Source organism: Hymenobacter cavernae, from assembly GCF_014641455.1.
GTDB lineage: Bacteria > Bacteroidota > Bacteroidia > Cytophagales > Hymenobacteraceae > Hymenobacter > Hymenobacter cavernae.
Genome location: NZ_BMHT01000003.1, coordinates 637252 through 663159, shown reverse-complemented (window position 1 = coordinate 663159; position 25908 = coordinate 637252). Strand labels below are relative to the sequence as shown.

Sequence of the window (25908 nt, the reverse complement as noted above, 5' to 3'; positions counted from 1 at the left end):
AAATGACGAACGGCGCAGGAGTTTACCATAACTTCTGCGCCGTTTGTTTTGTATCTATCATTTGCGTCAGAAAGAGCACAACGACAACTACACCGGACAGGAAAATGGAAAAACCGACTTACTACAACCCCGCCGACCTCGCCAAGTTTGGCAACATCACGGAGTGGCAGCCCGAAATGGGCCGTAAGTTCTTCGACTACTATGCCGAAGTATTCAAGGATGGCGCCCTCACGGAGCGCGAAAAATCCCTGATTGCCCTGGCCGTGGCCCACGCCGTGCAGTGCCCTTACTGCATCGACGCGTACACGACCGACTCTTTGCAGAAGGGCGCCGACGAGGCGCAGATGATGGAAGCCGTGCACGTTGCGGCGGCCATCAAAGGCGGCGCTGCCCTTGTGCACGGCGTGCAGATGATGAACAAGGCTAAAGAGTTATCGATGTAATGCGCTGATGTGCTGATGAGGTAATGTGCTGATGGGTAGACATGCTAATGGTTGAAAGTCAGTACCTAGGTTTGCACGTAGTCAGCAGGTTAGTTGTTTGCTATTCTCGCATATCAGCCACCCATCAGCATATTACCTCATCAGCACATCAACAACCCATCAGCAAATCAACAATATGAAGTCTCTTCACGCGCAGCAGCATCCCTTGGCGGATACCGACTACCAGCTAGCCGTGCTGAACCAGGCGGAAGCGGCAGGGGCGCAGCTGCCGGCCTTCGCGACCCGGTTGCGCGAAACCGGCCTGCTGCCGCTGCGGCCCACCGGCATCAGCGTGATGCAGATTAATGTGGGGAAGATGTGCAACCAGACGTGTCGGCATTGCCACGTAGATGCCGGTCCCGATCGCACGGAAATCATGACGCGGGAGACGATGCAGCTCTGCCTCAATGCCTTGGCGCAAACGGATATTCCGGTGGTAGACCTGACGGGCGGCGCGCCCGAGATGAATCCGGATTTCCGCTGGCTGGTGGAGCAGATTTCCAAGCTAGGTCGGCAAACGATTGTTCGTTGCAACCTGACCATCATCGTCGCCAACCCAAAGTACCACGACTTACCGGTGTTTTTTGCGCGACATGGAGTGCGCGTGGTGTCGTCGCTGCCGCATTTTTCTGCCAGCCGCACCGATGCGCAGCGCGGTACGGGCGTGTTTGAGCGCTCCATTCGGGCGCTGCGGATGCTGAACGAGGTTGGCTATGGGGTAGAAGGCTCGGGGCTGATGCTGGACCTGGTGTATAATCCGGCCGGCGCTTTCCTGCCTGGTAGCCAGGCCGGCCTGGAGCGTGATTTCAAGCAGCGGCTGTTGCGCGAGCATGGTGTGGTGTTCAATAATCTGCTGACAATCACGAACCTACCGGTTAGTCGTTTCCTCGATTATCTGTTGGAAAGCGGCAACTACACGGCCTACATGGAGAAGCTAATTGCGGCCTACAATCCCGCCGCGGCTGCCAACGTGATGTGCCGTAGCACGCTTTCCATTGGTTGGGACGGGCAGCTCTACGACTGCGACTTCAACCAGATGCTCGACCTGCTCGTGGATGCCAAGGCGCCGCAGCACATCCGCGACTTCGACCTAGGTGCCCTCACCCAGCGCGCTATCGTTATCAACCAACACTGCTACGGCTGTACGGCCGGCGCCGGCTCCAGCTGCGGCGGCGCCACCGTTTAGAAAAACAAAGTTCTGCTCGTGAACCACTTACTCATCTTTGCGCGGCATCCGGAGCTAGGGCGGGTGAAGACGCGGCTGGCGGCTACCATAGGGGCGGAGGCCGCTTTGGCAGTGTACCACGAGCTGCTGCACCGGACCCGGCTCGCCGCCGATGGGCTGACCGGCGCGCACAAAACCGTATGGTTTGCGGAGGCCACAACTGCTCCAGACCTAGCTAGCGCATGGCCCGGCTACGAGCAGGCGTTGCAGCCCGGTGGCGACCTAGGTCAAAAAATGCAGGAAGCTTTCAAACAAGCATTTGGCCAAGGCGCAACGGCAGCGGTGGTAATTGGCACCGATTGCCCAGGTCTCACAGCCACCCACCTGACGGCCGCCTTTCAGGCCCTGACAACGCATGATCTGGTCTTGGGGCCAGCCGCCGACGGGGGCTATTACCTGCTCGGAATGAAAGATTTACACAAAGGTCTGCTCCGTGATAAGCCCTGGAGTACGGCTCAGGTGCTGCCCGCAACGCTGGCCGATGCAACAAACCTAGGTCTGAGTGTGGCGCTGCTCCCTGTGCTGCACGATGTGGATACCGCCGACGATTTAGCGGCCTGGCGAAAAGCTGAACGGTAGAAGTCACAAACACCCGCTGAGTTTCCGCGTATGGAGGGGCTACCACTTGCTTTTCGCCCGCCATGCGTGTTGCTGCTCACCAGTACTTTCTTCCGCTATTCTTGCTGCTTGGCATTACGGCCTGCTCATCTGATCCGCGAAAACCGGTGCCGGTCGAAACGCACGCGCGGGCTACAGTGCTCACCAAGCTAGGTCCGTACTTCGATTCGCAATGGGCGATGAACGAACTGTGGGAAGATAGCCTTGCCGAAGTGGCCACCTATGCCGCCGAGCAGGTCGTTGACGACGAAATCCGCCGCTTCGACTGCACGCTGATTACTCAGAAGGAGGAATTCACGCCGCAGTACAACGTCAAAACAGACGACTACGCACGCAAAGACTTGTTTCCGGTGCTGAAAGTCAGTCAGATGTATTCGGTGCCTACTGATCAGTACCCTAGGCATTTCCTCACGTCTTTGTTCTTCCGCCGCGACCAACCGGTGCCGCTCTACAAGCTCACGACTTCGGTGCAGGATGGGTGCGGCACCACGTTCAAAGCCATCAACGATGATGGCTTGCAGTACCTGGAAGTGTATGATTCTTACCGCGATAAGCAAGGCGCGGGGCGGCGGCAGCTGCGCCACGAGGTATTGTTTGAAGATGCCCTGCCATACACGCTGCGGAGTCTGCGCTTTGCCCGGTTTCCGGCGTTCAGCGTAGCCGTGTGCGCCACCCGGCAAACCAATGATGCCCAACCACCAGCTTATTACGCGGCCCAGGTTCGGGTAGCAGATGGCCTCATTGCCGACACTGCCGAACCAGCCTGGCGCGTGACGGTTGCGCTGGCTGATCGGAAAGAAAACGTGTATTGGTTTGGCAAGCAGTACCCGAATCTGCTGCTGCGCCAAACCACCTGGGACGGCCGCAACCTGACGCTGAAAAGTACCCGCCGTGCGCCCTGTCCTAAACCATAAAGAGGCGCATCGCACCCGGAAGATAGCGACTAAGCCAGGGTTATGGTTCAGCTTACGCCCAAGTAAGCGCAAGAATAGCATGTCACAAACGAAGGCTTTTTTGCCTTTCGGTGCCACAAATAGCCGTCTAGTTTTGGTCACTGGATCTTTCCCTACTCGACCCAAACGGCTACTTGATTCGGCTGTTTCCCTCAGTTTCCTGTAATGTGCTCTGCGTGTTCTTCCCCTCTTTCTGCGGCTCTGGCCTTGCAAGCAGCATCTGCTCGGCTGGAGCTAGGTTTTGAAACTATCGATGGTTATTTTATCTCCTTCGAAGAAGGTGAGGCGGCCCTGCACAGCGGCAAAGCCGTGCTGGTAGGCGGCTTGCTAGTGGGCTTTATTGCTTTGCCTGCTTCTGCAAACCTGCTTGCTCAGGATGCCGTAACTTGCTGTGAGCTGCACTAAAATCAGTTGCTGATCAACATCGGACTTAGCCTGCCGTGTAGCCTTAGGCAAATAGCTTACGTAGATAACAACAACAATAGGAGCTTCTGGCGACCTTTCGGCTGCTTAGTAGAGCCGCTTTTTGTTGTTACTTACTTTTTTGCCGCTATGTCTGATCAGGGTCTTGAAGTTTTTTTAGATGAGCTTGCCACCAGCAACGAAAGTGTCACGCAGGCCGCGAGCCTAGGGCGGGCCGAGGTGCAGGATGTCATTCAGATTACCGAAGAAAGTCACCCGTGGTTTGGCTGCCTGCTGATCGTAGCCGAGGTTACACTGGTAGGTGTGAAGGCGTACCTGCCGCAGGTCGGCAGCGAAAACGGCACGCAGAACCACTATTCTGATTTCTCATTCCAACAGTTTCAGCGCATTGGCCGGGCTGTTGTGCTGCGTCCTTAAAAGCTAGGTCAGTCGCGGCAGAATGATGTAGCGCGAAGCCTGCGCTTCGCGTATCGCTCGCTACTGATTCGCGCTATTGGCACACCAAAATGCCAGACTTGCCTAAACAATAGATACAGCTGTTAGTTTTCGGCGGGTTAGGCCGCGGCTTCTGGGTTTTCCAGCTAAGCCAGCGCCACCCGCTTATATTCCTCCCATGCTCCAGATTGGCGACCAGGCTCCCGATTTCTCCCTGAATACCACCACCGGCGAAACTTTCCGCCTGAGCGAGCAGCGAGGCCACCGCAGCATCGTGCTGTACTTCTACCCGAAGGATGATACGCCCGGCTGCACGGCCGAAGCCTGTTCCTTTCGCGACCAGTACGAAGACTTTCAGGACCTAGGTGCTGAAGTAGTCGGCGTCAGCTCCGACAGCGAGGCGTCGCACCAGAAATTCACCCAAAAGCACCGCCTGCCTTTCCCCTTACTCGCCGACCCCGGCGGACAGGTGCGCAAGCTCTACGAGGTGCCTCGCGCGCTGCTAGGATTATTACCGGGGCGCGTGACGTTTGTGATTGACAAAGCGGGTATAATCCAGTATATTTTCAATTCGATGAGTCGGGCCACCGACCATGTTGCCCAGGCCAAGGAAGTATTATTGAGGTTAGAGCAATGAAATTATAACTTGCACTGCATGCCGATCTTTGCACGCCTCTGAATAAGGCTAGGTTGGCCCCTCCGCAATGATTTAAAACGACACGCTTGTGGCAAAAAAAGCTTCCATAACAGATATAGCAAAACAGTTAGGCCTTTCGGTATCAACTATTTCGCGGGCGCTAAACGGTCATGATGACATCAGTGAGGCCACCAAAGCCCGTGTTTGGGAGCTAGCCAAAGAGCTGAACTACCAGCCCAACCATTTGGCCGCGGCCCTGCGCAAAGGCCGCAGCAACATGCTCGGCCTCATCGTGCCGCACATCAATGGTTATTTTTTTCCGTCGGTGATGGATGGCATTGAAGCCGTAGCCAGCAAGGCCGGCTTCAACGTGATGATGTGCCAATCGAACGAGGATGTGCGCCGCGAAAAGAAGAACATCGAAGCCCTGCTGAACGCGCAGGTTGAAGGTATTCTGGTGTCGATGTCGCGCACGACGCACGAGTTTCAACACTTCGAGAAAGTACAGCAGCAAGGTATTCCGCTGGTGTTCTTCGACCGGATGCCGGACTTGGCCAACGTCAATGCCGTGATTTTGGACGATTACCAGGGTGCGTACCAGGCCGTGAAGCACCTGGTTGAGCAGGGTTGCACACGCATTGCGCACTTCGCCGGACCGCAGCACATGAACACCACCCGCAATCGTCACCTAGGTTACATGGATGCGTTGCGCGCTCACGGCCTGTCGGTGGATGAGCAGCTGGTGTACTGGCTGCCCAACTCCAGCCACGCTTCCGGCGAGGCCGGTATGAAGGAGCTGCTGAAGCTCCCGGAGCGCCCCGATGCCATTTTCTCCTCCTACGACTTTCCGGCGGCCGGCGCCATGATGGTGCTGCACGAGCACAACATCCGGGTGCCCGAAGACATGGCGGTGGCTGGCTTCAGCAACGAGCCCTTCACCGCCCTGACCCAACCCCGCCTGACTTCAGTCGACCAGCGCGGCGAGCAGATGGGCGAGTCGGCGGTGCAGCTGTTTCTGCAAATGCGCAAGCGCACGGAGAACTTTCCGGCCCAGCGCATCGTGCTGAAACCCAAGCTCCTGATCCGCGATTCGTCGTTGCAACTGGAAGTGAAGAAAAAGTAGCTGGCTTCTGCCTAAGTCAGCTCGTATCGGAGCTGGCAAAAGCCCATTCGCCTATGTTGTTGTATTGCCTGAGTCCGTACGAGACTGGCAGTACAATTGCATAGGCGAATGGGCTTTTGTATGAAGTCTTTCGCGGTTTTTACCGCAGCCTTACGTGCTTCACAGCCTGTCGTTTCGACCAGCGGGAGAAATCTCGCGTGCTTTACCAGAACGTCATTCCGAGGTAACGCGAGGAATCTCGCGTGCTGAGGTTGTGCTGGTAACGTCCTGACGATTGGAGTTAGCCTTACACGCGAGATTTCTCCCGCTGGTCGAAATAACGATTTGGTAGTAGTTATTAGCTGAGTAGGAGTATTTAAAATAAAAGAGGAACATAAATAATTACTTAGGTTACTGTTTAATGGGAAACTTGATTGCTGAATTATTAGAAAATGCTCGTTTAGGGAAACGAATTGTTACGCTACGCACCAACCAGAGCGAACCTAGCCGATTTGCCCTAGGGTATGTAGTACAGCATAACGACGAAACAGTGTTGCTGAAGATGGTGAACCCCAATGGTTTAGTGCACGGGTTGCGAGCTGTTCGCACATTAGAAATATTTCAGGTAGATTATAATGATCGATATATCCGAAACGTGGAATTAAAAGAAAATAACCTCGATCAGATATACGGCCGCGTGAAAAGCCCTGATTTCGTTGGTGAGGTTTATTTAACAGTTCCAGAATTGCTGCAAAAGTCAATGCAGCTGCGGCATGTGTTGTATTTTCATACGTATTCGGGAATGAATTATTACGGTGCCGTTTCTCGAATTACGGAAGATGAGTTTATTGCCGACTGCTTCAACGAATATGGTGAGGCGGATGGCACATCGGTATTCCGGCTCGACGACGTGAAGTCGGTGGTGTGGTCGGATGAGGATACGCGCGCGATAGAGCTGCGCCTCGCCATGCGGAAGCAGGAAAAGTAGACAGTCAGGATGTAGCGCGAAGCTCCCGCTTCGCGTATCGTTGAACGACTTGCACTTGCAACAACCGAGGTGTTATCGTTCAACGATACGCGAAGCGGGAGCTTCGCGCTACACTCTAACTGTCTACTTTCGGCGGCGCAACGCGTATCAGCGGGTAACTAATAGTTGTTACCCACATGAATCGTTTTCGCTTTCTTTTATTCCTAGGCCTGATGCTAGGTCAGGTTTTGACCAGTTTTGGTCAAGCTTCGCAAACTCCCGCTTCGCTCAACGCCACGCTCGACGGCTACGAGTACCCGTACCCGGTGAAGTATTTGCCGCTGAAGCAGGAGCACCAAACCATGCGTATGGCCTACATGGATGTGCCGGCCAGCGGCAAAGCCAATGGCCGCACGGTGATGTTGCTGCATGGCAAAAACTTCTTCGGAGCCTACTGGCGCGGCACGATTCAGGCGCTGACTAAAGCCGGCTTCCGGGTGATAGTGCCCGATCAGATTGGTTTTGGCAAGTCGGATAAGCTGGCTATTTATTACTCCTTTCATCAGCTGGCGCGCAACACCAGGCACTTGCTTGATACCCTAGGTATCCAGAAAACGGTGGTCGTTGGGCACAGCATGGGCGGCATGGTAGCCACGCGTTTCACACTGATGTACCCGGAGACGGTCGAAAAGCTCGTGCTGGAAAACCCCATTGGCTTGGAGGATTACCGCCTGGGCGTCCCTTTTCAATCCGTCGATCAGGCGGAAGCTACGGAGCTGAAAAGCACTGAGGAGAGCATCCGCAAGTACCACGGCAGCTATTACCCCAACGGCTACCCGGCGGCTCACGACGAGTGGGTGCGGCCCCTGGCGGCCCAGACCCGCCACGCCGACTTCCCGAAAGTAGCCCTGGCCAACGCCCTGACCTTTGAGATGATCTATCAGCAGCCTGTGTGCTACGAGTTTGGTCGCGTAACGGCGCCTACGCTGCTGATCATTGGGCAGGCCGACCGCACAGTAGTCGGAAAGGGGCTGATCAAAGACCCGAAAGTGCTGGCCACGATGGGGCAGTACCCGGAGCTAGGTCGGCGCACCGCCGCTCAGATAAAAGGCGCTAAGCTGGTGCCGATCGAAAAGGTAGGCCATATTCCGCACCTGGAAGCTCCGGCGCAGTTCTACGAGGCGTTGCTATCCTTCTTGCGTTAACCAAGTACCTAGGGTACAAGAAAGCGTGAGCCGGTGGGATGTCCAAGGCATCCGACCGGCTCACGCTTTCTTGTTTAGTCGTTTTAAACTGTCTTATGACGCCACTTGTAAAGCTTGAGCGTCAGGATGGTATCGGGGCGCTTCCGGAAGTTGTTGGTGAGGCTGTCAAGCGCGGCCTCACCGTAAAGCAGGAAGTTGTAGAGGCGATTTGCGCGCTTAGCCAGCGCCTGCTGCATCGTGGCTTTCGCGGCCCAGGTGGCAAACAGCACGCGCCCAATGGTCTTGCCGTGCTGGTTTTGCAGAACGCGCCGCTGGTTGCGCACGGCGTAGTACTGCTTCCAGGCGGCCGGCCACGGAATACCGTCGCGGTCGAAGGACGGCGGGTGGTAGAACACGCTGCTGGGCACCGTCACAACGGGGAAACCTAGCTTTTGAGCGCGTGTCATGTACTCCACCTCATCGCCCCAGATAAATAGATTCTTATCCGGAATGCCGATGGCTTTCACCACCTCCGAGTGGATGAGCGTGCCGTTGAAGAACGAGGCTACGCCGTACACCAAGTCGACCGGCGCCATGTCCGCTACTTTGCGGTATTCCTTGTTTGGTCGGCTCACAAAGAAGGCTAGTTCGTCGTGGTCCTTCACGCTCACCGACATCGAGTTCTTGATGCACGGACCTAGGTTCGGCGAAGCCAGCAGCTTCTCCAGGGCGTCGGGGGCCGCCAGGCAATCGTCGTCCATGCACCAGAGCCAGGTGAAGCCAGCCTTGTGAGCCGTGTCGATACCGGTGGCAAAGCCGCCCGCGCCGCCTAGGTTCGCTTGGTTCGTCACCTGCAAATCGGGCTGGGTAGCCAGCCACTCCGTGGTGCCGTCGGTGCTGCCGTTGTTGATGACGATGAACGCATCAAGCTTGCGGGTTTGCTGGCGCAGCGTATCGAGGCACTTTTTCAGGTCATTCAGGCGATTATACGTGACCACTACGGCCGCTACAGTTTCCATGTTTATCGGTGAAGTATTGTTTGAAGACGTGCTTTGGTGAAGAAGAAGGCTTCGCGCAGGTGGGAGAGTTTGACCACTTCGATGCCTTTGTAGCGCAGGTAGCCATACATGGCCAGGGTAATGTACAACTCGGTAATTACCAGCGCGTAAGCGGCACCTAGGTGCGCAAACTTGTGGATCAACAGCATATTAAGTCCCACGCCCAGCACCGACCCGATGGCCGTAACCATGAAGAAGGCTTTGTCCATGCGCAGGTTGAGCATGGTGTGCATGCCCAGCAGGTTGCTCATGCCAATGATGAGCGGCAGCACGCAGACAGTGCGCAGCACCGTGATGGAGCCGATAAACTTGGCTCCGTACAGAAGCTTGATGAACAGCGGCGCCACCACCCACAAGCCCAGACTCACGCACGACATGAGGATGAACAGCGGGAAAAAAGTGTTGCGCACCATACGCAGACCTTGCTCGCGCCCTTGCCCGAAGGCGTTGGCGACGATGGGGAAGAAGGCCTGATTTAGCGCCAGACCCACAAAGGTTTCGGCCATGCCTTCTAGGCGCGTGCCGGCCGAGTAGATGCCGACGTTGTAAGCCGGCGCGAGCAAACCCAGGAAGAACACGTTGGAGCTAGCGTAGATCGTAATCATCACCGACGAGAAGAAAATCGTGCGGTCCTCCTTGAAGCGGTTGAAAAGCTCGGGGCGAGTGGGCCAGCTGAACCGGATGCCGAAGCGCCTCATAGCCACGTACAACGCCGTGACGCTCACCGCAATCTGCGATACGCTGATGGCCAGGTTCTGGTAGAAGTAGTCCTCGGCGTGCCGAATCAGCAGCAGCACCGATAGGGAGAAAATCAGCTTTACGGCCAAGTTGAAGATGGCCACCCGACCTAGGTCTTCCATGGCCTGGTAAAGCCAAAACGGCGAAAGCACCGTGCCGATGCAAACCAGATACGTGCAGACGTGCAGAAACCAGTGCTGCCGGAACTCGGGCTGGGAGAACGTGACGGCCGCGAAAATCAGGGTGGAGAGCAACCAGAGTAACGTTTTGCCGGCCATCACCTGACTGAAAATCTTGTTGGTCGCTTCCTTATCGTCGCGGTTGGCGGCGATGGAGCGCACGGCGGCCATGTCGAAGCCGTAGTTGATCAGCAAGCTGAAATACGTGACGTAGGCTTGCGAAAAATTCAGCAGACCTAGGTTGGCGGGCCCAATGATGCGCACCACGTAGGGCACCGTCAGGAGCGGCAGCAGGAAGTTGGCAATCTGCACGCTGAAGAGCGAGGCCACGTTAATTGCGAAGCGCTTCATGCGCGGCGGGGCAGGAGTGGGAGCAGCAGCAGGAACTTCCCCTGTTTCTTCTACTACAGTCGTATTTGGTATCACAGAGAAGGTGCGGAAAGCTCTCGAATAAAATCAGCCCGGTAGTAGTAGAAAGGACAGCAAGCGATGTGCTTTGAAAAGTTCAATAGTTGAGCTTTTGTTACATCACGTAACATCCTTACTACAATTAGCTTACGCAGGTTGCAGTTTAGCTTGCCAGTTGTTTTTAAACCCAACCAGATAGCGATGTTGTTCGGAAGAACCTAGGTCAGACAGATAGTATTCGCGAGCGGTTTAAGTGAAGATTAAATGTGAAAAACGTAACCTGGCGCGTTGCGGCGGCTACTGGCACGTTAGTGCGAGCTGCTGGCTGTTGTCAATGACTTGCGGGCCGTAGCAGCTCCAACAGATTTCGTCGGCGGGCCGATCGGGCGTGGGCACCAGCGGGAAGGTGGCCGCCGATGTGCGGGCGGACCGCCGGGCATCGGTCAGGTCGTAAAGCTGGGCGTAAGCTACTTTGTAGCCTATCGACTCGTCAGGCATGCGGCTCAGCACAGTAATGCGCCGGCCAGGTCGCCCGATGGTGCTCAGGTAAGCGGTCAGGTCTTTTTCTTCATAGGGGTCGAAGTGCATCATAATCAGCCACATTTGGCGGCCGCGGAAGGCGTCTACTTCCTTCAGATACTGGCGTTCGGCGCCCGGCTCGTGGCGGTAGCAATGACCTAGGTAGTAGCTGGCAGGACTAAAGCCGTACTGCGGCCCATACCAGCGCAAGTACTGACCATTGCCATAATAAGCGTAAATGGCCTCATTCGGCTGCCGTACCCGCGCGAGCTGCGCGTACAGGGTCTTGGCGTCTTCCACGCAGAAGGGCGGCAGGTTGTGGCGCGTCGTGCTGTAGAAAACCGGCGCGGCGCACGCAAGCAAGGCGGCAATACCTAGCCCTCGGCTTCGGCACCAAGCCCAGCGAACCATAGTCTGGAAGGCCACGAAGACAAACAGAATAAGCGTGGGAACCAGAAAATCCATCAGGCGTTGCCGCAGCGGAAACTGCTGGAGCACCGCCGCCGCCGCGCTCAGCACCCATGGCACCGTAAGCAGCAAAGCCACACGCCATTGCTGCCACCACAGCAGCGCCACTCCCACAAAGGTCAAGGCCACCCAAATGCTGGTAGGGTGCGGCCAACCGAGGCCATTGGCCCAGCGCTCGGCCAGCTCCCCGGCGAAAACAACCGGCAGACGGCCGGTGAGCGGCAGCATGCCTTCGCGCCAGAAATAGTGCATAAACGCCTGATCAGTTGACAAAAGGGTCTGCTTGGCCAACACTAGACTCAGCAAGCTACCCACGGCCCAGGCACCTACTACGGCCAACGTAGCACGCAGCCGCGGCCGACCTAGGTCGAGGAAGGCCAGCAGGAGCAGCGCCGCGCCGCACCCGGCGAAGAACATCAGGGAGGCCTGGGAGTAGAAGGGCAGGACCAAACCCGCCAGCGCTGCCGCTACCCAGAAGCGCGCCGAAGGTGCCCGCACATCGCGCAGGCGCAGGGCCAGCCACAGCACCAGCAGACTCACGGTGGTGTCGCTGGCGTATTGTTTCACCTGGTTGCTGTAGTGCACGAACGTGAAGCCAACGGCAAACGTGAGCAGCGCCAGCGGCACCATGCGCGCATCGAGTACGTGCCGGGCCACCGCCCACAGCAGCAGCAGCGCCGCCAGCGAAGCCAGCAGCGGCGGCAGCCGCAACGATAGCTCCGAAGAGCCAAACACCTTCAAGCAGGCTTGCTCGACTACCAGAAAGAGGGGCGGCGCCACCTGCGCCTCGTCCAGCGGCGTGCTTACCAAAGCGCCAACCGGCCGGCTAACCAGATTATGGATGACGGCCAGCTCGTCGATAAAGAAGGATGTGCCCAGCCACCACTGCCAGACACGTAGCGTAACTCCCACCAAAACAGCACCTAATGCCAGCCACCACCACACGGTGCGGCCGGCTGGCACCACGCCATTGTCAAAATGCTCCATAGAAAAGAGTAGTGCTTCACACTGCCGCGACTAGGTGGGAGGTCGGTAGGCGCCGGCTTCAGATACTGCGCGTTTTTTCGGCAGTGCCGCTCCCTGTACGGAAGGTGGAGCCCTAAGGATTGCCCAAGGCACAGAATATCAGGGTAAATAGTTGATTCTTAATAAAATATAATTGTAAATAAAATGTAATATTAACTTAGAATGTTCACGTTCTGCAAAACGGGTTTTTCAACGACAACAGTCTAAAGCAACAACGGCAAGCCAAGCGCCCAGGCTAGGTATGCCACGGGCAGCCGGCTTGCCGAAAAAAACTAGGTTGCAAGCTAGGTTTACGCTTAATGATGGTGGTGATGGTGGCCTTCGCTGGGCTTGCCGAACAGATTCAGCAGGGAGCCAATGATGTACAGGCCCGTCCAGCACACGTAAAGCCAGTTGAAACCGGGCACGGAATGGTGCACGAAGAAATGCAGAATCAAATGAGCTGCCGCGCTCATAATCAGCCCCGTGACGGCGATGAACTGGTAGCTATTAAGGGCGCTGGGGCGGTAGAGTTTGGAGAAGTCCATGCGAGGCTAGTAAAGCGCAAAGATAAGTCGGTGAGTTGGATAGCAGAGCCTGCGCCAGCGGCTAGGTTAGCATCAGGGGGTAGCCGGGTCTGGGTGGCGGTGTTTGCTATGTACGGGTTTTTTGCCGGGCCGGCTGCCACACAGGTCAGGAGCAGCAAACGAAAACCATCCTTCCCATACCGCGTAAGTGCTAATAGACGTACACGTTACCATCCACCTTTTAAACTTCTCAACTGATGATACTCGATAGTCTTTTCGACAACAACGACGACAACCAGAACGAAAACGCCAACATCAAAGAAGGCATTGCCAAGAACGAGAACCTGGAGCAACACAAGAAGGTGAAGGAGCAGGAAAGTAATGGCAAGGAAAGCAACGATCCTTCAGCTTACCGCAACGTAGGTGCTAACGGCTATGATCAGCGCAGCAACCAGAAAGACCAACTCGAAAACCTGCACATCGGTGGCAGCGAAACGTCACCGCAGGGCGGCAACGACCACGATAACGCCGGCGAGCAGGCCCAGGGTCCTGGCTTCGAAGCCGAAGGCAGTTACGAGCTAGACCACTCGGTGCGCAGCCACGCGCAGGAGTTCGGCGAGAAGGAAGCCAACGGCCCGCGCGAAAACCCCATCAACGTGAATACCGACCGGCCGACGCAGCAGCCGTAAGGAAACCTAGGTTTGTCATAAATCAGAGCGGCCGCCCATTTTCATGGGCGGCCGCTCTGATTTATAAGTAGGTGCTGGTCTGGTGCTGGCGCGAGTTTAGCGCAGCGTAACTTGTGCCTAGCTTTCGGGTGAGGCGCAGCCTCGCAATAGAACGACTCCAACACGTGCTTGCCGCTGCCGCGGCAGTGGAGGTTGTACCTCCACTCAAAGCTAGGCACAAGTTACGCTACGCTAAACTCGCGCCAGCACCGGGGCTAGGTTCGCCTACTCCGTCGGAGGCTCGCCACTATTGCTGGCGAAGCGCTTGCCGAACAGGAAATAAACGGGAATACCCAGGGCCACCAGAATCAGGCCGCGGCGGGAGAAGTCGGCGGTTTCGGGTTGGGTGAGCAGGATGAGGCAGAAGCTGGAAGCCAGCACAATATAGAGTAGCGGAATGATGGGGTAGCCCGCCGCGCGGTAGGGGCGAGGCGCATTGGGCCGGGTGCGGCGCAGTACGAAAATGCCGATGATGGTGATGACGTAAAACAGCACCACTGAGAACATTACGTAATCGAGCAGCTGACCGTAGGAGCCGGACAGGCAGAGCAGGCAACCCCACGCGCATTGCACCCAAAGCGCCACCCCGGGCACGCCGGCTTTGTTGAGCCGCGCCATGGCCGGGAAGAAAACGCCGTCTTTGGCCATGGCATAGTACGCCCGCGCGCCCGACAAAATGGTGCCATTGTCGCAGCTGAAGGTGCTGACCATGATGAGCACCGCCAGCACGTAGGCACCCATCGGACCTAGGAAGCTTTCGGCTACTGCCGTGGCTACCAGGTCGTTGGTGGCGTACATGAGGCCGCGACCCGCCAGGGTGGTGGCCTGCGGATCGCCGTGCAGAGGCAGCACCATCAGGTACATCAGGTTGATGAGCAGGTACAAGGCCGTCACGATGGCCGTACCGATAGCCATGCTCAGCACGATGGTGCGCTGCGGATTTACCACCTCATCACCCGAAAAGCCGATGTTATTCCAGGAGTCGGAGCTGAACAGGGAGCCGACCATTGCCATGCCGATAGCAATGATGAGCGCCGAGCCCGAGAGCGGCACGGCCGGCTGGTCGGCAACGTGGCGGGCGGCAAACCACACGTTGTGGAAGTTGGCTGAAACAGCTTCCTTGTTAATGCCAATGGCAAAACCGAGCACGATCAGGCCGAATAGCGCAATGAGCTTCGTCGAGCCGAAGATGTTCTGGATGAGCTTACCCGTGCGTACGCCGCGCGTGTTGATGGCCGTCAGGCTCACAATCAAGGCAATAGCCAGCAGCTGCACGGTGGTAAATTGAAACGTATAGGGTGTGTCGCGGAACGGCAGGGCCAGCGGACCTAGCTCCAGCAGCACGTTCTTTTCGCTGAACCACGGCAGCAGCACGCCGGTGAAGCGCGCAAACGCCACCGCCACAGCGGCAATAACGCCGGTCTGGATGACGAGAAAGAGCGTCCAGCCGTAGAGAAAGGCCACGAGTTTATTGTAGGCTTCGCGCAGATACACGTACTGGCCGCCCACTTTCGGGAACATGGCGGCCAGCTCGCCGTAGCTGACGGCCGCCGCCAGCGTGATAAAGCCGGTGAGCAGCCACACCACCAGCAGCCAGCCCGCCGACCCAACCTGCCGGGAAATGCCCGACGACACAATGAAAATACCGGAACCAATCATGCCGCCCGTGACGAGCATAACGGCATCAAAAAGGGTAATGGCACGCTGAAAGTGGCCTTGTTCTTCGGGCATACGTGAGGATAGTAGTGGTTTTATCAGCGCGGAAGATACTACAACGCCGGCGGCAACCACAACAAAAGCAAAGCTCCACCAAGCCGCGCGGCCTGGTGGAGCTTGGAAAATGTAGTGCGAAGCCTGCGCTTAGTGCCTCGTTGAACAGTGTAGCGCGAAGCTCCCGCTTCGCGTATCGTTGAACGACTTGCACCTAGGTTAGTAACAACGGTTATCGTTCAACGAGGCGCGAAGCGGGAGCTTCGCGCTACACTGTTCAACGATACGCGAACTACAGCGTGCGGGCTACTTCACCGAGTGAAGGCCCGGCGCACTACTTCCTGCACGTCGCTGGGGAGCTTCGCGACCTGAATGCCGTTCAGCTCCGCCACCACGCGCACCTCTTGGTCGAGTTGGGCGCGCAGGGGCTGCGGACCTAGCTTCAGATCGGGCACCGGCACTTTGAACCGATACAGCGAAATCTTCAGCTTCGGTAAATCCTGCAAGCTGATCCGTTCGCTGGGTACGCGCAGGTTGAAGTCGAAGCTAGGTAGCACCGTGACGTAGTGTTCGGTAGTGCCGGGGCGCGGGTAGCTGCGCTGCTCGCCATAATCCGGTACCGAGCCGATACTTAGCCGCTTGTCGTCGATCAGGGCTTCGTAGGTCAGGCCATCCTGCACGATTTCCTCTTCGGCTAGCAGCGGACCATCTACACGTTTGGAGCCAATTACGGCCATCTTACCATCTTGCACGCGCATGCGCAGCACCACATACGAGGTATCAAGTGTGGCGCGCGTCAGCCTGGGTTCTTGGTCGGGAAGCACGCGCGGCACCACGCGAATCGGGCCGGCCTGGTCCACAGTAAACGCGCCCATCGAGGGCTTGGAGGTATCGACTGTAGGCGGCTGCGCATCATCCATCAGGCGGGAGTTGGCGTCGCGGGCTGGTGCTTGCTGCATGGGGGCCATGGCATCAGCCATGGTGGGCAGCTTGGCGTTTTCGATAATCGGACGGGCGGCGGCGTCCATGGGTTTAGCGTAAATACCGCGGATTGATTTTCTGTTCATCGTACACCTCCTTGCTTACCAGTTCCGGCCGTAGCGGTAGTTGTGAATATACTTGTAATAAAGCTTTTGCAACGTCAGCGTGGGCGTGGCCTTGATCATGCCAAACCAGTTCTGGTTATGCACAAACAGGTCGCGCTTGCCGGCCGCTCCCTCGAAGTTGCACGGGATGAAGCGGTCCACGGAACCTAGGTTCCACTCGCCCACCCAGTCCTCCTTCCAGGCGCAGGCCAGGTTGGCGCCGTCCGAAACCATGGTGCCGAGGTACTCCTTGCCCCAATCGGTAGCGTTGTACACGAACAGGTCTGCTTTCTTGTCGCCGCTGATTTCGGCTACGTAGTGCTGATCGTTTTTGCGCATCTGCCAGCCCGGCGCGTTGCCGTCGTAGCGCCGCGTCATCGAAACGGCCGCGCCATTGGAAGCCATCATGGCCAGGTACGCCATGCTCCAGTTTTCGCCGTTGAACACGTACAGATCCGTTTTGCCGTCGCCGTTGAAGTCGCCGGGGTAAAACTTGTCGCCTTTGGTCATGTTCCAGCCGGCCAGGTTGGCGTCGTAGCGCTTCACCATCGTGAAGGCGTTGCCGGTGCTGCGGTGCATGGCCAGGTACGGAATCGACCAGTTGTCGCCGTTGAACACGTACAAATCCTGTTTGCCGTCGCCGTCGAAATCGCCCACGTAGAATTTGTCGCCGGCCGTCATTTGCCAGCCGGCAAAGTTGCCGTCGTAGCGGCGCACGAGGCTGAAGCCGGTGCCCGAGCATTGCAGCATACCTAGGTACGGCATGCTCCAGTTGGTGCCATTGAACACGATCAGGTCTTTCTTGCCGTCGCCGTTGAAATCGGCTACGAAGAACTGGTCATCTTTTTTGAAGTCCCAGTTCGGCATGGTGTTGTCGTAGCGGGCAATCAGCTTGAGGCCGTTTTTGCCATCATCAGCCAGCAGACCTAGGTACTCCATGCTCCAATCGGAGCCGTTGAACACGGCTACTTCGTCTTTGCCGTCGCCGTTGAAGTCGCCGATGTAAAAGCGGTCATTGGGTTTGAACTGCCACGAGCCCGGCACCCGCTCCACGGCGCTGAACACCACATCAAGCTGAGCACCGTTGGAGCGGCAGATTATGATGGAGTTGCCGTTGTGCATGAGCAGGTCGCTCCGGCCGTCGCCGTTGAAGTCGCCGGCGTAGCACTTCAGGAAGGTGCGCCCGGTGTAGGGGTGCATCTTATTTTTGAGCGTGGTATAGCAAATCGGGCAGAACTCGGGCGAGTTGCCGCGCATCCGGCAGTTAATCACCGGGCGGTACATGCCCCGGTTGTTGGTGCCGCCGCCCTCAAACAGGCCCACGTCCTGCGAGTCGCTCCAGCTGGCAGGTTTCGCGCCAGCCGTGTAGCCGGCACAGTTGCCCGTGCCGGTCGGAATGGGCGTGCTCGGGTTGATGAAGTTGCGCCACTTAAGCGTGTTGCGGTTCGTGTTAACGGTCACGTTCACGGCGCCCGGCTCGCCGCCCGAGTACACGTTGGTGGTGCAATATTCGTCGGCCATGCCGCCCGTGCCGTGACCAAACTCGTGGGCCAGCACTTCCCAGCCGATGCCCAAGGAAACAATCTGGAAGCCGCCACCGCCGCAGCCACCAAACCTAGGGTCGTTCAGGAGCACAACTACCAGGTCATAGTCGGGTACCCACTTATTGAGCGCCGCCTGCACCAGCGCCGACGTGGTAGCGGAGCCCTCCAGCCAGCAGTGCGCCCACGAGCCGCTGAAGATGTACTTCAGGGCCGTGTCCTTCATCGTGGTGCTGATGATGCTGTCGTCCTTGGGGGCGTCGGGGGTGCCGTTCTCGTTGTACTTACGGGTGCTCATGCCCGATTCCTTGGAAATCAGATTAACCCGGAAAATGTTAAACGCCTGATTATCTTCGTAGAAGTAGTCGTGTCCGAACACGCCATCCATCAGAAGCTGCTGCACTTTCAGGTTATAGGCGTCCTGATCGGCGGCAGCAAAACCGTCGCCCAGCACGGCAATGTTCAGCTTCGAGCCCACCGGCCCGGCGCTGAGAACCTGGGTCACGCTATCCGTCACGGGCGCCGCGGCTGGCATCGGCCCCGGCCGGTCAACGTGCAGCGCAACGTCTATGGCGCCGGGGTCGAGAACTTTGGATTTGTTGTCTGGCATCGTGGTGGTTTATTAAGGATTAACTACTAAGGATGAATAGGTTAGGCGGTAAAAGCTAGGTTGGCCTAGGTACGGCAGGCCGCGTCCTACACCTCCGCGGCGACGCCGTTGGCGCTGCTCGCATACACGTCCATGCTGTCCTCCGACGATTCGACGGGCGCAAGCGTAGCCTGCGCGGCGGCGGTAATAGCTTCGTCCGGCACGTCTTCCTCCATCGACCAATCTTCGGTCGAATGATCGTGCATATGTGTATGATCATCAGAGTGTTGTGCCGACGTATGAAAAGGAAGCTTGGGGTAGATGCTGGCCACGTAGGCATAATCCAGCAGATTGATGTCGATGCCGCCCAGAATCGGTTTGCCGTCTTTAGTAATAGAGCCCGGCAGCTGGTAGCACATGATGGAGGTCTGGTCGGCGAGCGTACCCACAATCTCCGTGTTTTTGAGGGGCGTAAGCACCTGCGCATCCACGGTGGCTTTGTTCCAGCCCTGGGTCTGCCAGAAGTAGGCGTAGGCTTTCTGCGGATCGATGCGGGAAATCAGCTCCTGGCGCATGTGCTCGTGCGGGAAACCCAGGGTGTGCCCCGCCTCGTGCCGCACCACGCGCTTGTACTCTGATTCGGGCGTATTCATTGTGAAGCCTTGCAGGTTCATCGTGGGCTTGTTCTGCGGAATCAGTAGCACGTCCGTACCTAGGTATGACCAGTAGCCACCCGCCCCGCGCGAGATGCGGATCTGGCCGATGCCGGTCGTTTCGCGGAAGGAAATGCAGCCAGTTTTGCTCCAGGCATTCAGGTGGCTGACAATGCGCGCCCGCAGATCGGCAGGAGTGGCCTCCATAAAGCTCACCGTGAGCACGCGCGGCGAAGGCCCCCAGTACTTGCTGGTGAGCAAAGTCAGAAACTGCGGGTCCGACACGGCCGCGGCCGCGTCGCCGCCCAGTGCGGCCAGCGAAGGCGCATTGACGGGGTTGATGCGCGTGGCCGTTTCGGCCGCTTTCACCCGCAGGCGCTCCGGTACTTGCTTGATGCCGCAACCTAGGTTGGCCGCGGCCGGAATGTCAGCGGTGGCGCTATCGGAGCTGCCGTTGCTGCTGTCGTGGCCAGTGCTTTGCTCCGAGGTGTCGCCGCTCGCAACAATGGAGCTGGCTAACTTGGCGATTTTGGCCAAGGTGTCGCGGAGCTGTTTTTCGCTCTTATTCATGAGATTATAAGGTTATAATGGGTAAAAGGGGTGGGAAATGCGCAGCAAGCCCAGGTGGGCCTGGGAAGCCTGCGAGAAGTTGCGGTCGGATGTAGCGGAGGGAAAGTCACCCCAGCCATTCGGCCTGAATGGCTGGCGCGGGCGCCTGGCGCCATGAGGCGCAGCCAATAGGGGAGAGTGGCTGACAGATTCAGGCGATAAAGCCGAAGGTCAGCGCGAGAAAGTAGGTGTTGGATAGTAGCCGGGAGCCGGAAAACCGGCTGCCGGGAAGCCGAAGGCTATCAGATCCTGCGCGGCAGGATGGAAGGGTATCAGGTGTGAAAATACCCTTGAGAACAGAAAGAAGAAGCGGCGGAACGGATACGTAACGTGTTGTAAAGGAACAGCAATACTTGCTCACTGTCAATCACATATAAATGTGATACCTAGTTTATGTGCTCCATAAACAGTGTAGAGACACATACTTGTGTCTCCTCCTCGTTGCGGATGTTGTTTACCTAGGTTGTTCTTGCCCGGTGCAATTTCAGTCGTTCAACGACGCGACGCGATGTGTCGCGTCTCTATACGAGCTTGGCCGCCCGCAACCTTCCCGCGTACCTATTCGAATAGCTAAGCTACTTTTGCGGTTCTGTTGCTCTTCCCACCCCTGAATGTCGAATAAGCTACTGGTGTTTCTGGTTGGGGTGCTGTTGGTTTCGGCCCTCGGCTCCTACGTGTACTACCGGCACACCGTGGCGCGCACGCCCGTCGACCCCTGGACGCTGGTGCCCGACGACGCCGTGCTGGTGCTAGCCACCCACGACCACCCCACGCTGGTGCGCCACCTGAAGGAAACCCAGCTCTGGGACAACCTCATGGGTGTGCGCTACTTCCAGCAGCTCGAAGATGAAGTGACGCTGGTTGATAGCCTGACCAACACGCGCAATAGCTTTCTGCGCTTTCTGGGCAGTAAGACGGTGCTCACCTCCGTGCACGTCACCAGCCCCGGCACCTTCGACGTGCTGTTTCAGGTGCCAATCCGCACGGTGCGCGAATACCGGCAGGTCCGGACGCTGGTCGATGCGCTGGCCCGCGACCCTGACTACCTCGTGACCACGCGCGACTACCACGACGAAACGCTCACCGACATCCGGGTGAAAAGCACGGGGGAGGGAATAACCTTCTATAACTACCGCAACCACTTGCTGCTGAGTGCTAATGCGGCCCTGGTAGAAGCCGTGGTGCTCCGCCTCGAACATCCCAACCTTCCCACCGTCGCCGCCGAGTTTCAGAGTACCGATTACCTTCAGCTCAAAGACGTAGATGCCACGCTGCTGATCAACTACCGGCGACTGCCGCAGTTCCTCGGTCTGTTTTTCCGCCCCGACTTAGCTTCCGGCATAACCACCCTGACCAGTCTGAGCAGCAGCGGTCAGTTGGAAATGAAGCTCGCCGGCAACAAGGTTCTGTTTAATGGGTTTGCCAACCCCGAAACGGCCCGCGGCTCGCTGCACCAGAAGCTGCGCGACCAGCCGGCCCAACGCCTCCGCATGGCCGACGTGCTGTCGATTCGGACGGCAGTGCTGGTGCACCTAGGCCTAGGTTCGGTAGCCGCGCTCCGCACGCCGCCGGCGCTGCCACCCGATTCCATCTCGCTGCGGACCGCGCCGCTGGTCGATAGCATTGCGGCTTCGCTGGAGCAGGAGGCGGCGCTGTGCTACCTGGCTTCAGCGTCGCCGCGCCAAAGTCCGGCAAAGCTGGCGTTGGCGTATTGCGCCAACCCGACGCGGGCCGCCATCTTTTTGGGGCAGTTGCGGCGGGCGGTCGGCGCCAGTCCTTCGTTCGAGCGGGTGGGCACGTACCAGATCTACCAGACCGGCGTGGCGGAGCTGCCGGCGCAGTTGCTGGGTTCCTCGTTCGCGGGCTTCAAGATGCCGGCCGTGGTGCAGGTCGGCAACTATCTGGCTTTCGGGGAGGATGCCGCCGCGTTGCGCCTGTGGCTCACCGATGTAGTAGCCGGCGAAGTGTGGAGTCGCTCGCCCACGCAGGTCGCTTTTTTGCAGGAAATGCAGCCCTTGGCGCGCCTGAGCATCATCGTGGACACGCGCAACAGCTGGAATGTGCTGCTGCGGGCGCTGGTGGAAGAGCGCCGGGCGGGGCTGCTGCGCAGTGAGTCGCTGGTGAAGCGCTTCCCGCAGATTGCCTGGCAGTTTGTGCCCGCCGCCAACGAAGCCGAGGTCGGCGCACAGTATTTTACGCAGCTCATCTTGCGGCACCCGGCCGTCGGAACTGCCGTGGCCAGCGCGCAGGCGCAGAACGACGATGGGGCGCTGCTCACCTTCAAAACGCCGCTCACCAGCACGCCCGCGCTAGTGCCGGTGGCCGGCGCGCGCACGCCCGGCGTGCTGGTGCAGGATGAAGCCCGTGTGCTGCACTACGTCACCCCCGACAACGTCGTGGCCTGGTCCGATTCGTTGCCGGGGCCGCTCGTGGAGCCGTTGCGGCGCTTGCCCCTGGCGGGCGGCACGGGTTTGTTGTTCGCCACGCCCGACCGTCTGCACCTGCTGGATGAGCGCGGCCGCGAAGCCCCCAACTTCCCGCTCAACCTGCCCGACACCGTGCAGGCTACTTCCCTGACGCCCTCGCCCGCGGGCAGCGGCCCCACGCGGCTGCTGGTTGCGGGCGGCGGCGGCAACTTGTTTCTGTACGACACCAACGGCAACATTTTCTCTAACTGGCAGCCGAAGCGCCTGGATTTCAGCTTGGCCGGCAAACCTAGCTATCTGGTGGTGGGCGGGCGCGACGTGCTGGTGGTGCCCTTGGAAAATGGCTACATCTATGCGTTCGACCAACAAGGCAGCGTGTATCCGGGCTTTCCTATCAGCGTGGGGGCGCGGCTTAATTCGGAGGCCTTCGTGGAAACTGGACCCACGCTGCGCCGCAGTCGCCTGACGGTGGTCACGCAGCACGGCGAGCGGGTGAGCTTCAACCTCAGCGGCGACATCGTGAGCCGCAACCGGGTAGCGACCTGGAGCCGCACCAGTCGCTTCCGGCTGGTGCCCGATCAGCAGCAGCGCAGCTACGTAGTGGTCCGTGAGGATGGCGGCAACCTAGGTTTGTTCGAGCCGACGGGGCGCCAGCTGCTCACCCAAAACTTCGTTACGTCCGGCGCCCGGCCGGTGCAATATTTTGACTTCGGCAACGGGCGGCGCGTATTTGTGCTCACCGAGCCTGGTCCGCACAAAGCCTACCTCTACGATGGGCAGGGCCGGCTGCTCAGCGGCCAGCCCTTCGCCAGCAGCGCCCCCGGGGTCGACATGACGTATGACCCCGCCACCAACACCTATCAGCTGTACCGCACCATCGGCAACGAGCTGCGCCGCACGGCATTTAGGAGTAATTAAATTCTTCGAGTAGCTGAGTAAAACTGCCTGTCATCCTGACGAAGATTCCGCGCATCAAGCGGCGTGACCTTCGTCAGGATGACAGGCAGTTTTTTACTCAATCATTCGTGAGCCAGCCTTTGCGGTAGAAATACACGAGTTGCACGGTGACGATCAGGATCAGAACGGCGACGGTAATGGGATAACCCAGGGGGCTGTACAACTCCGGCATGTTCATCGGCATGACGTGGCCGTGCTCATCTTCACGTTGAAAATTCATGCCGTACAGACCCACCACGAAGCTCAGCGGGATGAAAATGCTGCTGATGATGGTCAGCACTTTCATCACTTCGTTCATGCGGTTGCTCTGGCTCGAAAGGTACAAATCCACGAGGCTGCTGATGGATTCGCGGTAGCTTTCGGCCAGGTCGAGGGCCTGAATGGCGTGGTCGTAGCAGTCGCGGTAGAAGAGCTTGATGTTTTCGGGCAGCACGTCGTCGGGCAGGCGCAGCAACTCCGCAAGCTTGTCGCGCTCGGGGTACACGAGGCGCCGAAAGCGCGTGATGTCCTTCTTGATGCGCAAAATGCGGGCAAGCAGCCGCCGGTTTGGCCGTCCCCGGAAAATGTCGTCTTCCAGCGTCTCAATGTAGTCGCCGATGGCCGCCATTGTGGGGTAATAGTGGTCGAGTACCACGTCGGTGAGGGCATAAGCTAGGTACTGTGGCGAGCTGCGTAAGATCTGACTTTTGCCCGAGCGGATGCGGTTGCGCACCGAGTCGAGGCAGTCCTCATAGTCATCCTGAAAAGAGATGATAAAGTTGGACCCGGTGAAAATGGAAAGCTGGTCGTCCTCAATGTCGCAGTTCGGGGTGAAATCCGTCATGCGCGACACCAGAAACAGCTGATTATCACCGAAGACGTCCACTTTCGCGCGCTGATAATCGCCCAGCACGTCTTCCATTTGCAGCGGCGGCAAGTCAAAGTCATTCATGATGCGCTCCATCAGCGGCAGGTCGCCGTAGCCGCGCACATCAAGCCAGTGCTGCTGCTGAGGCGTTGAAAGATAGTAGGTGCGAAGCTCATCGTAGCTCGTAAACTCCCGCTCCTTGTAGGATTTCTCGTCGTACGAAATCATAAACAACCGCGGCTTCAGGGCATTTTCGCGGATCTGCAACGTGCCGGGCCGCTCGCCCACTTTCTGCTCGCGGGCCTGGCGCACCGCGTCGCGGTCGGTGACGCCGCGTAGCGCGGGAGCCGCGTCATCATCTACAGGAATCTCGTCGGTAACAGCGGAGTCAGTATCAGTAGTCATGAGGGGAAAGGTAGGGCAGCTGAGTAATGCTATGTACGAGGAGAAGCGGTGCCAGCGTTGGCAGCCTCTTCAGAAAGTTTGACGCTGGGCGTGTTCTAGGGAGTGTGGACACAAAGTAAAAAAGGCGGTCATGCTTCATCTGGCGTCCGCTTGTCGAAGCATCTCTACCGCTTCGTTGGGCTAGCATTTGGGTTTACCATTGCAGTAGAGATGCTTCGACAAGCGGACGCCAGATGAAGCATGACAATTACCATTGCACGCGAGATTCCTCCCGCTGGTCGGAATGACAGGCTAAGCATTAACTCCAACCTAGGTTTTTGCCGTATTTCCAAGCAGTGGCATTTTGCTTGTACTTTCGCCCTTCCTACGCTTTTTCACCTCACCGCCTTGTCTTCGCCCGCTGCTTCTTCCCGTTTGCTCCCCCTTGCGCTTGAAGGCGGTCGATACCTGGTGCGATACAGTGCTGGTGAAGAGGCGCTTACGGCAGTGCTGCCTCTGGCTTTTGAGCCGTTCTTGTATCTCACCCCCGCGCACCTGGCCTTGCAGCCTCACACCGGCGGGCAGCTCGGCTTTTACCTGGAAGATGAGCGCCAGGCGGCGACGGTGGCCATCTTCCATGTATTTGTGGATGAGGCTGATATCAGCCTGGCACATAGTCCGTGGCAGGCGCCTTTTGGGGCCGTGCAGCTGGCGTCCGGCCTGGCACCGGCTACGGTACTGGCGTTTCTGCAACGGGTACAGCAGGAGCTGAAAGGCCAGGGCGTGAAACAGTTACAGGTACGCAGCTACCCTTTCGCCTACGACCCGGCTGGGAGCACACTGCTGACGCAGGCGCTCTTGCAGCTCGGGGCCCGCGTTACATTGGCGGAGCTGAACAATCATCTGGAGCCCACCGACCTAGGTTTTGAAGCCCGGCTGCACCCCTCCGAGCGCCGGCGCTTGCAGAAGTGCCGCCGTGCGGGCTTTCAGTTTGAGCAGGAGCCGCCGCTGCTGCTGCCCGCCGTCTACGATTTTCTGCGGCAGTGCCGGGCCGAAAAAGGCCAAACCCTGAGCCTGGGGCTGGAGCGCTTGCAGGAGCTATTTCGGTTGTTTCCGCAAGACCACTTCTTGTTCTCGGTGCGCGATGGAAGCGGAGCCTGGGCCGCTCTCACGGTAGCCATTCGCGTGAGCGGCCAGATTCTGTATAACTTCTACCCGGCCAGCCCGCTGGCTTACAACGTGTTCAGTCCGGTGGTGCTACTGAACGAAGGCCTCTACGCCTTTGCGCACGCCAACAACATGCGCCTGCTCGACCTAGGTACTTCCACGCTGCCCGACGGCCCGAACCATTCGCTGTTGCAGTTCAAGCGGCACCTGGGCGGCGTACTTAGTCTCAAGCTGACGTTTGCGTGGGAGCTGGCGTAGGATTTCTGGCCTAAACTTCTGCCGGC

22 protein-coding genes are annotated in these 25908 nt (G+C 58.1%); 13 read left to right on the top strand and 9 right to left on the bottom strand.

Features of this window, described 5'->3' with window-relative positions; genetic code table 11:
• Positions 1-104 precede the first annotated feature (104 nt).
• The 10 genes from IEX74_RS11055 (at position 105) to IEX74_RS11010 (ending at position 8047) form a co-directional block, all read left to right on the top strand.
• The gene (locus IEX74_RS11055) at positions 105-443 is read left to right on the top strand and encodes an arsenosugar biosynthesis-associated peroxidase-like protein (RefSeq protein ID WP_188814009.1); all 339 of its coding nucleotides are present in this window, start codon (positions 105-107) and stop codon (positions 441-443) included.
• Positions 444-618: 175 nt separating this feature from the next.
• Entirely contained in the window at positions 619-1668 is a 1050-nt protein-coding gene (gene arsS, locus IEX74_RS11050; protein WP_188814008.1) for an arsenosugar biosynthesis radical SAM (seleno)protein ArsS, read from the top strand.
• An 18-nt stretch (positions 1669-1686) separates the two neighbouring features.
• Positions 1687-2286 (top strand): TIGR04282 family arsenosugar biosynthesis glycosyltransferase, encoded by a 600-nt coding sequence (locus IEX74_RS11045; protein ID WP_229755211.1) that lies wholly within the window; start codon positions 1687-1689, stop codon positions 2284-2286.
• Positions 2287-2348: 62 nt separating this feature from the next.
• On the top strand, positions 2349-3239 hold the full coding sequence (locus IEX74_RS11040) for a hypothetical protein (RefSeq protein ID WP_188814006.1): 891 nt from the start codon (positions 2349-2351) through the stop codon (positions 3237-3239).
• Positions 3240-3485: 246 nt separating this feature from the next.
• Complete coding sequence (locus IEX74_RS11035; RefSeq protein WP_188814004.1) at positions 3486-3683, top strand: hypothetical protein; 198 nt, start codon at positions 3486-3488, stop codon at positions 3681-3683.
• A 147-nt stretch (positions 3684-3830) separates the two neighbouring features.
• The gene (locus tag IEX74_RS11030; RefSeq protein WP_188814002.1) at positions 3831-4118 is read left to right on the top strand and encodes a hypothetical protein; all 288 of its coding nucleotides are present in this window, start codon (positions 3831-3833) and stop codon (positions 4116-4118) included.
• Between the two features lie 196 nt (positions 4119-4314).
• Positions 4315-4773 carry a peroxiredoxin gene (locus IEX74_RS11025; protein WP_188814000.1) on the top strand — a complete coding sequence of 153 codons (459 nt, stop codon included), beginning with the start codon at positions 4315-4317 and terminating at the stop codon, positions 4771-4773.
• Positions 4774-4861: 88 nt separating this feature from the next.
• Positions 4862-5896 (top strand): LacI family DNA-binding transcriptional regulator, encoded by a 1035-nt coding sequence (locus IEX74_RS11020; protein ID WP_188813998.1) that lies wholly within the window; start codon positions 4862-4864, stop codon positions 5894-5896.
• 400 nt (positions 5897-6296) lie between these two features.
• The gene (locus IEX74_RS11015) at positions 6297-6863 is read left to right on the top strand and encodes a hypothetical protein (RefSeq protein WP_188813996.1); all 567 of its coding nucleotides are present in this window, start codon (positions 6297-6299) and stop codon (positions 6861-6863) included.
• Between the two features lie 176 nt (positions 6864-7039).
• Entirely contained in the window at positions 7040-8047 is a 1008-nt protein-coding gene (locus IEX74_RS11010; protein WP_188813993.1) for an alpha/beta fold hydrolase, read from the top strand.
• 83 nt (positions 8048-8130) lie between these two features.
• Here IEX74_RS11010 and IEX74_RS11005 read toward each other — a convergent pair whose 3' ends face one another.
• The 4 genes from IEX74_RS11005 to IEX74_RS10990 form a co-directional block, all read right to left on the bottom strand.
• On the bottom strand, positions 8131-9045 hold the full coding sequence (locus tag IEX74_RS11005) for a glycosyltransferase family 2 protein (protein ID WP_188813991.1): 915 nt from the start codon (positions 9043-9045) through the stop codon (positions 8131-8133).
• A 2-nt stretch (positions 9046-9047) separates the two neighbouring features.
• On the bottom strand, positions 9048-10427 hold the full coding sequence (locus tag IEX74_RS11000; protein WP_229755208.1) for a flippase: 1380 nt from the start codon (positions 10425-10427) through the stop codon (positions 9048-9050).
• A gap of 279 nt (positions 10428-10706) precedes the next feature.
• Positions 10707-12383 carry a glycosyltransferase family 39 protein gene (locus IEX74_RS10995; RefSeq protein ID WP_188813990.1) on the bottom strand — a complete coding sequence of 559 codons (1677 nt, stop codon included), beginning with the start codon at positions 12381-12383 and terminating at the stop codon, positions 10707-10709.
• Between the two features lie 335 nt (positions 12384-12718).
• Positions 12719-12949 carry a hypothetical protein gene (locus tag IEX74_RS10990; protein ID WP_188813988.1) on the bottom strand — a complete coding sequence of 77 codons (231 nt, stop codon included), beginning with the start codon at positions 12947-12949 and terminating at the stop codon, positions 12719-12721.
• 236 nt (positions 12950-13185) lie between these two features.
• Between IEX74_RS10990 and IEX74_RS10985 the strand changes: the two genes are divergently transcribed.
• Entirely contained in the window at positions 13186-13617 is a 432-nt protein-coding gene (locus IEX74_RS10985) for a hypothetical protein (RefSeq protein ID WP_188813986.1), read from the top strand.
• A gap of 264 nt (positions 13618-13881) precedes the next feature.
• Here the strand turns inward: IEX74_RS10985 and IEX74_RS10980 are convergent, their stop codons facing one another.
• From IEX74_RS10980 to IEX74_RS10965, 4 genes are all read right to left on the bottom strand, one after another.
• Positions 13882-15387, bottom strand: a complete 1506-nt coding sequence (locus tag IEX74_RS10980; protein ID WP_188813984.1) for an APC family permease — start codon at positions 15385-15387, stop codon at positions 13882-13884.
• Between the two features lie 290 nt (positions 15388-15677).
• The gene (locus IEX74_RS10975; protein WP_188813982.1) at positions 15678-16433 is read right to left on the bottom strand and encodes a hypothetical protein; all 756 of its coding nucleotides are present in this window, start codon (positions 16431-16433) and stop codon (positions 15678-15680) included.
• Positions 16434-16448: 15 nt separating this feature from the next.
• Positions 16449-18602 carry a M64 family metallopeptidase gene (locus IEX74_RS10970; RefSeq protein WP_188813980.1) on the bottom strand — a complete coding sequence of 718 codons (2154 nt, stop codon included), beginning with the start codon at positions 18600-18602 and terminating at the stop codon, positions 16449-16451.
• A gap of 86 nt (positions 18603-18688) precedes the next feature.
• Complete coding sequence (locus IEX74_RS10965) at positions 18689-19804, bottom strand: M12 family metallopeptidase (RefSeq protein ID WP_188813978.1); 1116 nt, start codon at positions 19802-19804, stop codon at positions 18689-18691.
• 650 nt (positions 19805-20454) lie between these two features.
• Between IEX74_RS10965 and IEX74_RS10960 the strand changes: the two genes are divergently transcribed.
• Positions 20455-23187, top strand: a complete 2733-nt coding sequence (locus IEX74_RS10960; RefSeq protein ID WP_188813976.1) for a hypothetical protein — start codon at positions 20455-20457, stop codon at positions 23185-23187.
• 97 nt (positions 23188-23284) lie between these two features.
• Here IEX74_RS10960 and corA read toward each other — a convergent pair whose 3' ends face one another.
• Positions 23285-24478 (bottom strand): magnesium/cobalt transporter CorA, encoded by a 1194-nt coding sequence (gene corA, locus IEX74_RS10955; protein WP_188813974.1) that lies wholly within the window; start codon positions 24476-24478, stop codon positions 23285-23287.
• A 387-nt stretch (positions 24479-24865) separates the two neighbouring features.
• On the opposite strand from corA, the gene IEX74_RS10950 reads away from it, so the two are divergent.
• On the top strand, positions 24866-25882 hold the full coding sequence (locus IEX74_RS10950) for a GNAT family N-acetyltransferase (RefSeq protein WP_229755207.1): 1017 nt from the start codon (positions 24866-24868) through the stop codon (positions 25880-25882).
• Positions 25883-25908 lie beyond the last annotated feature (26 nt).

What these genes read in the sequence shown, in the direction of transcription:
- IEX74_RS10995 (WP_188813990.1), bottom strand. Translation starts at nt 12,383, where the DNA reads ATGGAGCATTTTGACAATGGCGTGGTGCCAGCCGGCCGCACCGTGTGG.
- IEX74_RS11055 (WP_188814009.1), top strand. Translation starts at nt 105, where the DNA reads ATGGAAAAACCGACTTACTACAACCCCGCCGACCTCGCCAAGTTTGGC.
- IEX74_RS10975 (WP_188813982.1), bottom strand. Translation starts at nt 16,433, where the DNA reads ATGAACAGAAAATCAATCCGCGGTATTTACGCTAAACCCATGGACGCC.
- IEX74_RS11010 (WP_188813993.1), top strand. Translation starts at nt 7,040, where the DNA reads ATGAATCGTTTTCGCTTTCTTTTATTCCTAGGCCTGATGCTAGGTCAG.
- IEX74_RS11005 (WP_188813991.1), bottom strand. Translation starts at nt 9,045, where the DNA reads ATGGAAACTGTAGCGGCCGTAGTGGTCACGTATAATCGCCTGAATGAC.
- IEX74_RS10970 (WP_188813980.1), bottom strand. Translation starts at nt 18,602, where the DNA reads ATGCCAGACAACAAATCCAAAGTTCTCGACCCCGGCGCCATAGACGTT.
- arsS (WP_188814008.1), top strand. Translation starts at nt 619, where the DNA reads ATGAAGTCTCTTCACGCGCAGCAGCATCCCTTGGCGGATACCGACTAC.
- IEX74_RS11040 (WP_188814006.1), top strand. Translation starts at nt 2,349, where the DNA reads ATGCGTGTTGCTGCTCACCAGTACTTTCTTCCGCTATTCTTGCTGCTT.
- IEX74_RS10965 (WP_188813978.1), bottom strand. Translation starts at nt 19,804, where the DNA reads ATGAATAAGAGCGAAAAACAGCTCCGCGACACCTTGGCCAAAATCGCC.
- IEX74_RS10980 (WP_188813984.1), bottom strand. Translation starts at nt 15,387, where the DNA reads ATGCCCGAAGAACAAGGCCACTTTCAGCGTGCCATTACCCTTTTTGAT.
- IEX74_RS10985 (WP_188813986.1), top strand. Translation starts at nt 13,186, where the DNA reads ATGATACTCGATAGTCTTTTCGACAACAACGACGACAACCAGAACGAA.
- IEX74_RS11015 (WP_188813996.1), top strand. Translation starts at nt 6,297, where the DNA reads ATGGGAAACTTGATTGCTGAATTATTAGAAAATGCTCGTTTAGGGAAA.
- IEX74_RS10990 (WP_188813988.1), bottom strand. Translation starts at nt 12,949, where the DNA reads ATGGACTTCTCCAAACTCTACCGCCCCAGCGCCCTTAATAGCTACCAG.
- IEX74_RS10960 (WP_188813976.1), top strand. Translation starts at nt 20,455, where the DNA reads ATGTCGAATAAGCTACTGGTGTTTCTGGTTGGGGTGCTGTTGGTTTCG.
- corA (WP_188813974.1), bottom strand. Translation starts at nt 24,478, where the DNA reads ATGACTACTGATACTGACTCCGCTGTTACCGACGAGATTCCTGTAGAT.
- IEX74_RS11025 (WP_188814000.1), top strand. Translation starts at nt 4,315, where the DNA reads ATGCTCCAGATTGGCGACCAGGCTCCCGATTTCTCCCTGAATACCACC.
- IEX74_RS11030 (WP_188814002.1), top strand. Translation starts at nt 3,831, where the DNA reads ATGTCTGATCAGGGTCTTGAAGTTTTTTTAGATGAGCTTGCCACCAGC.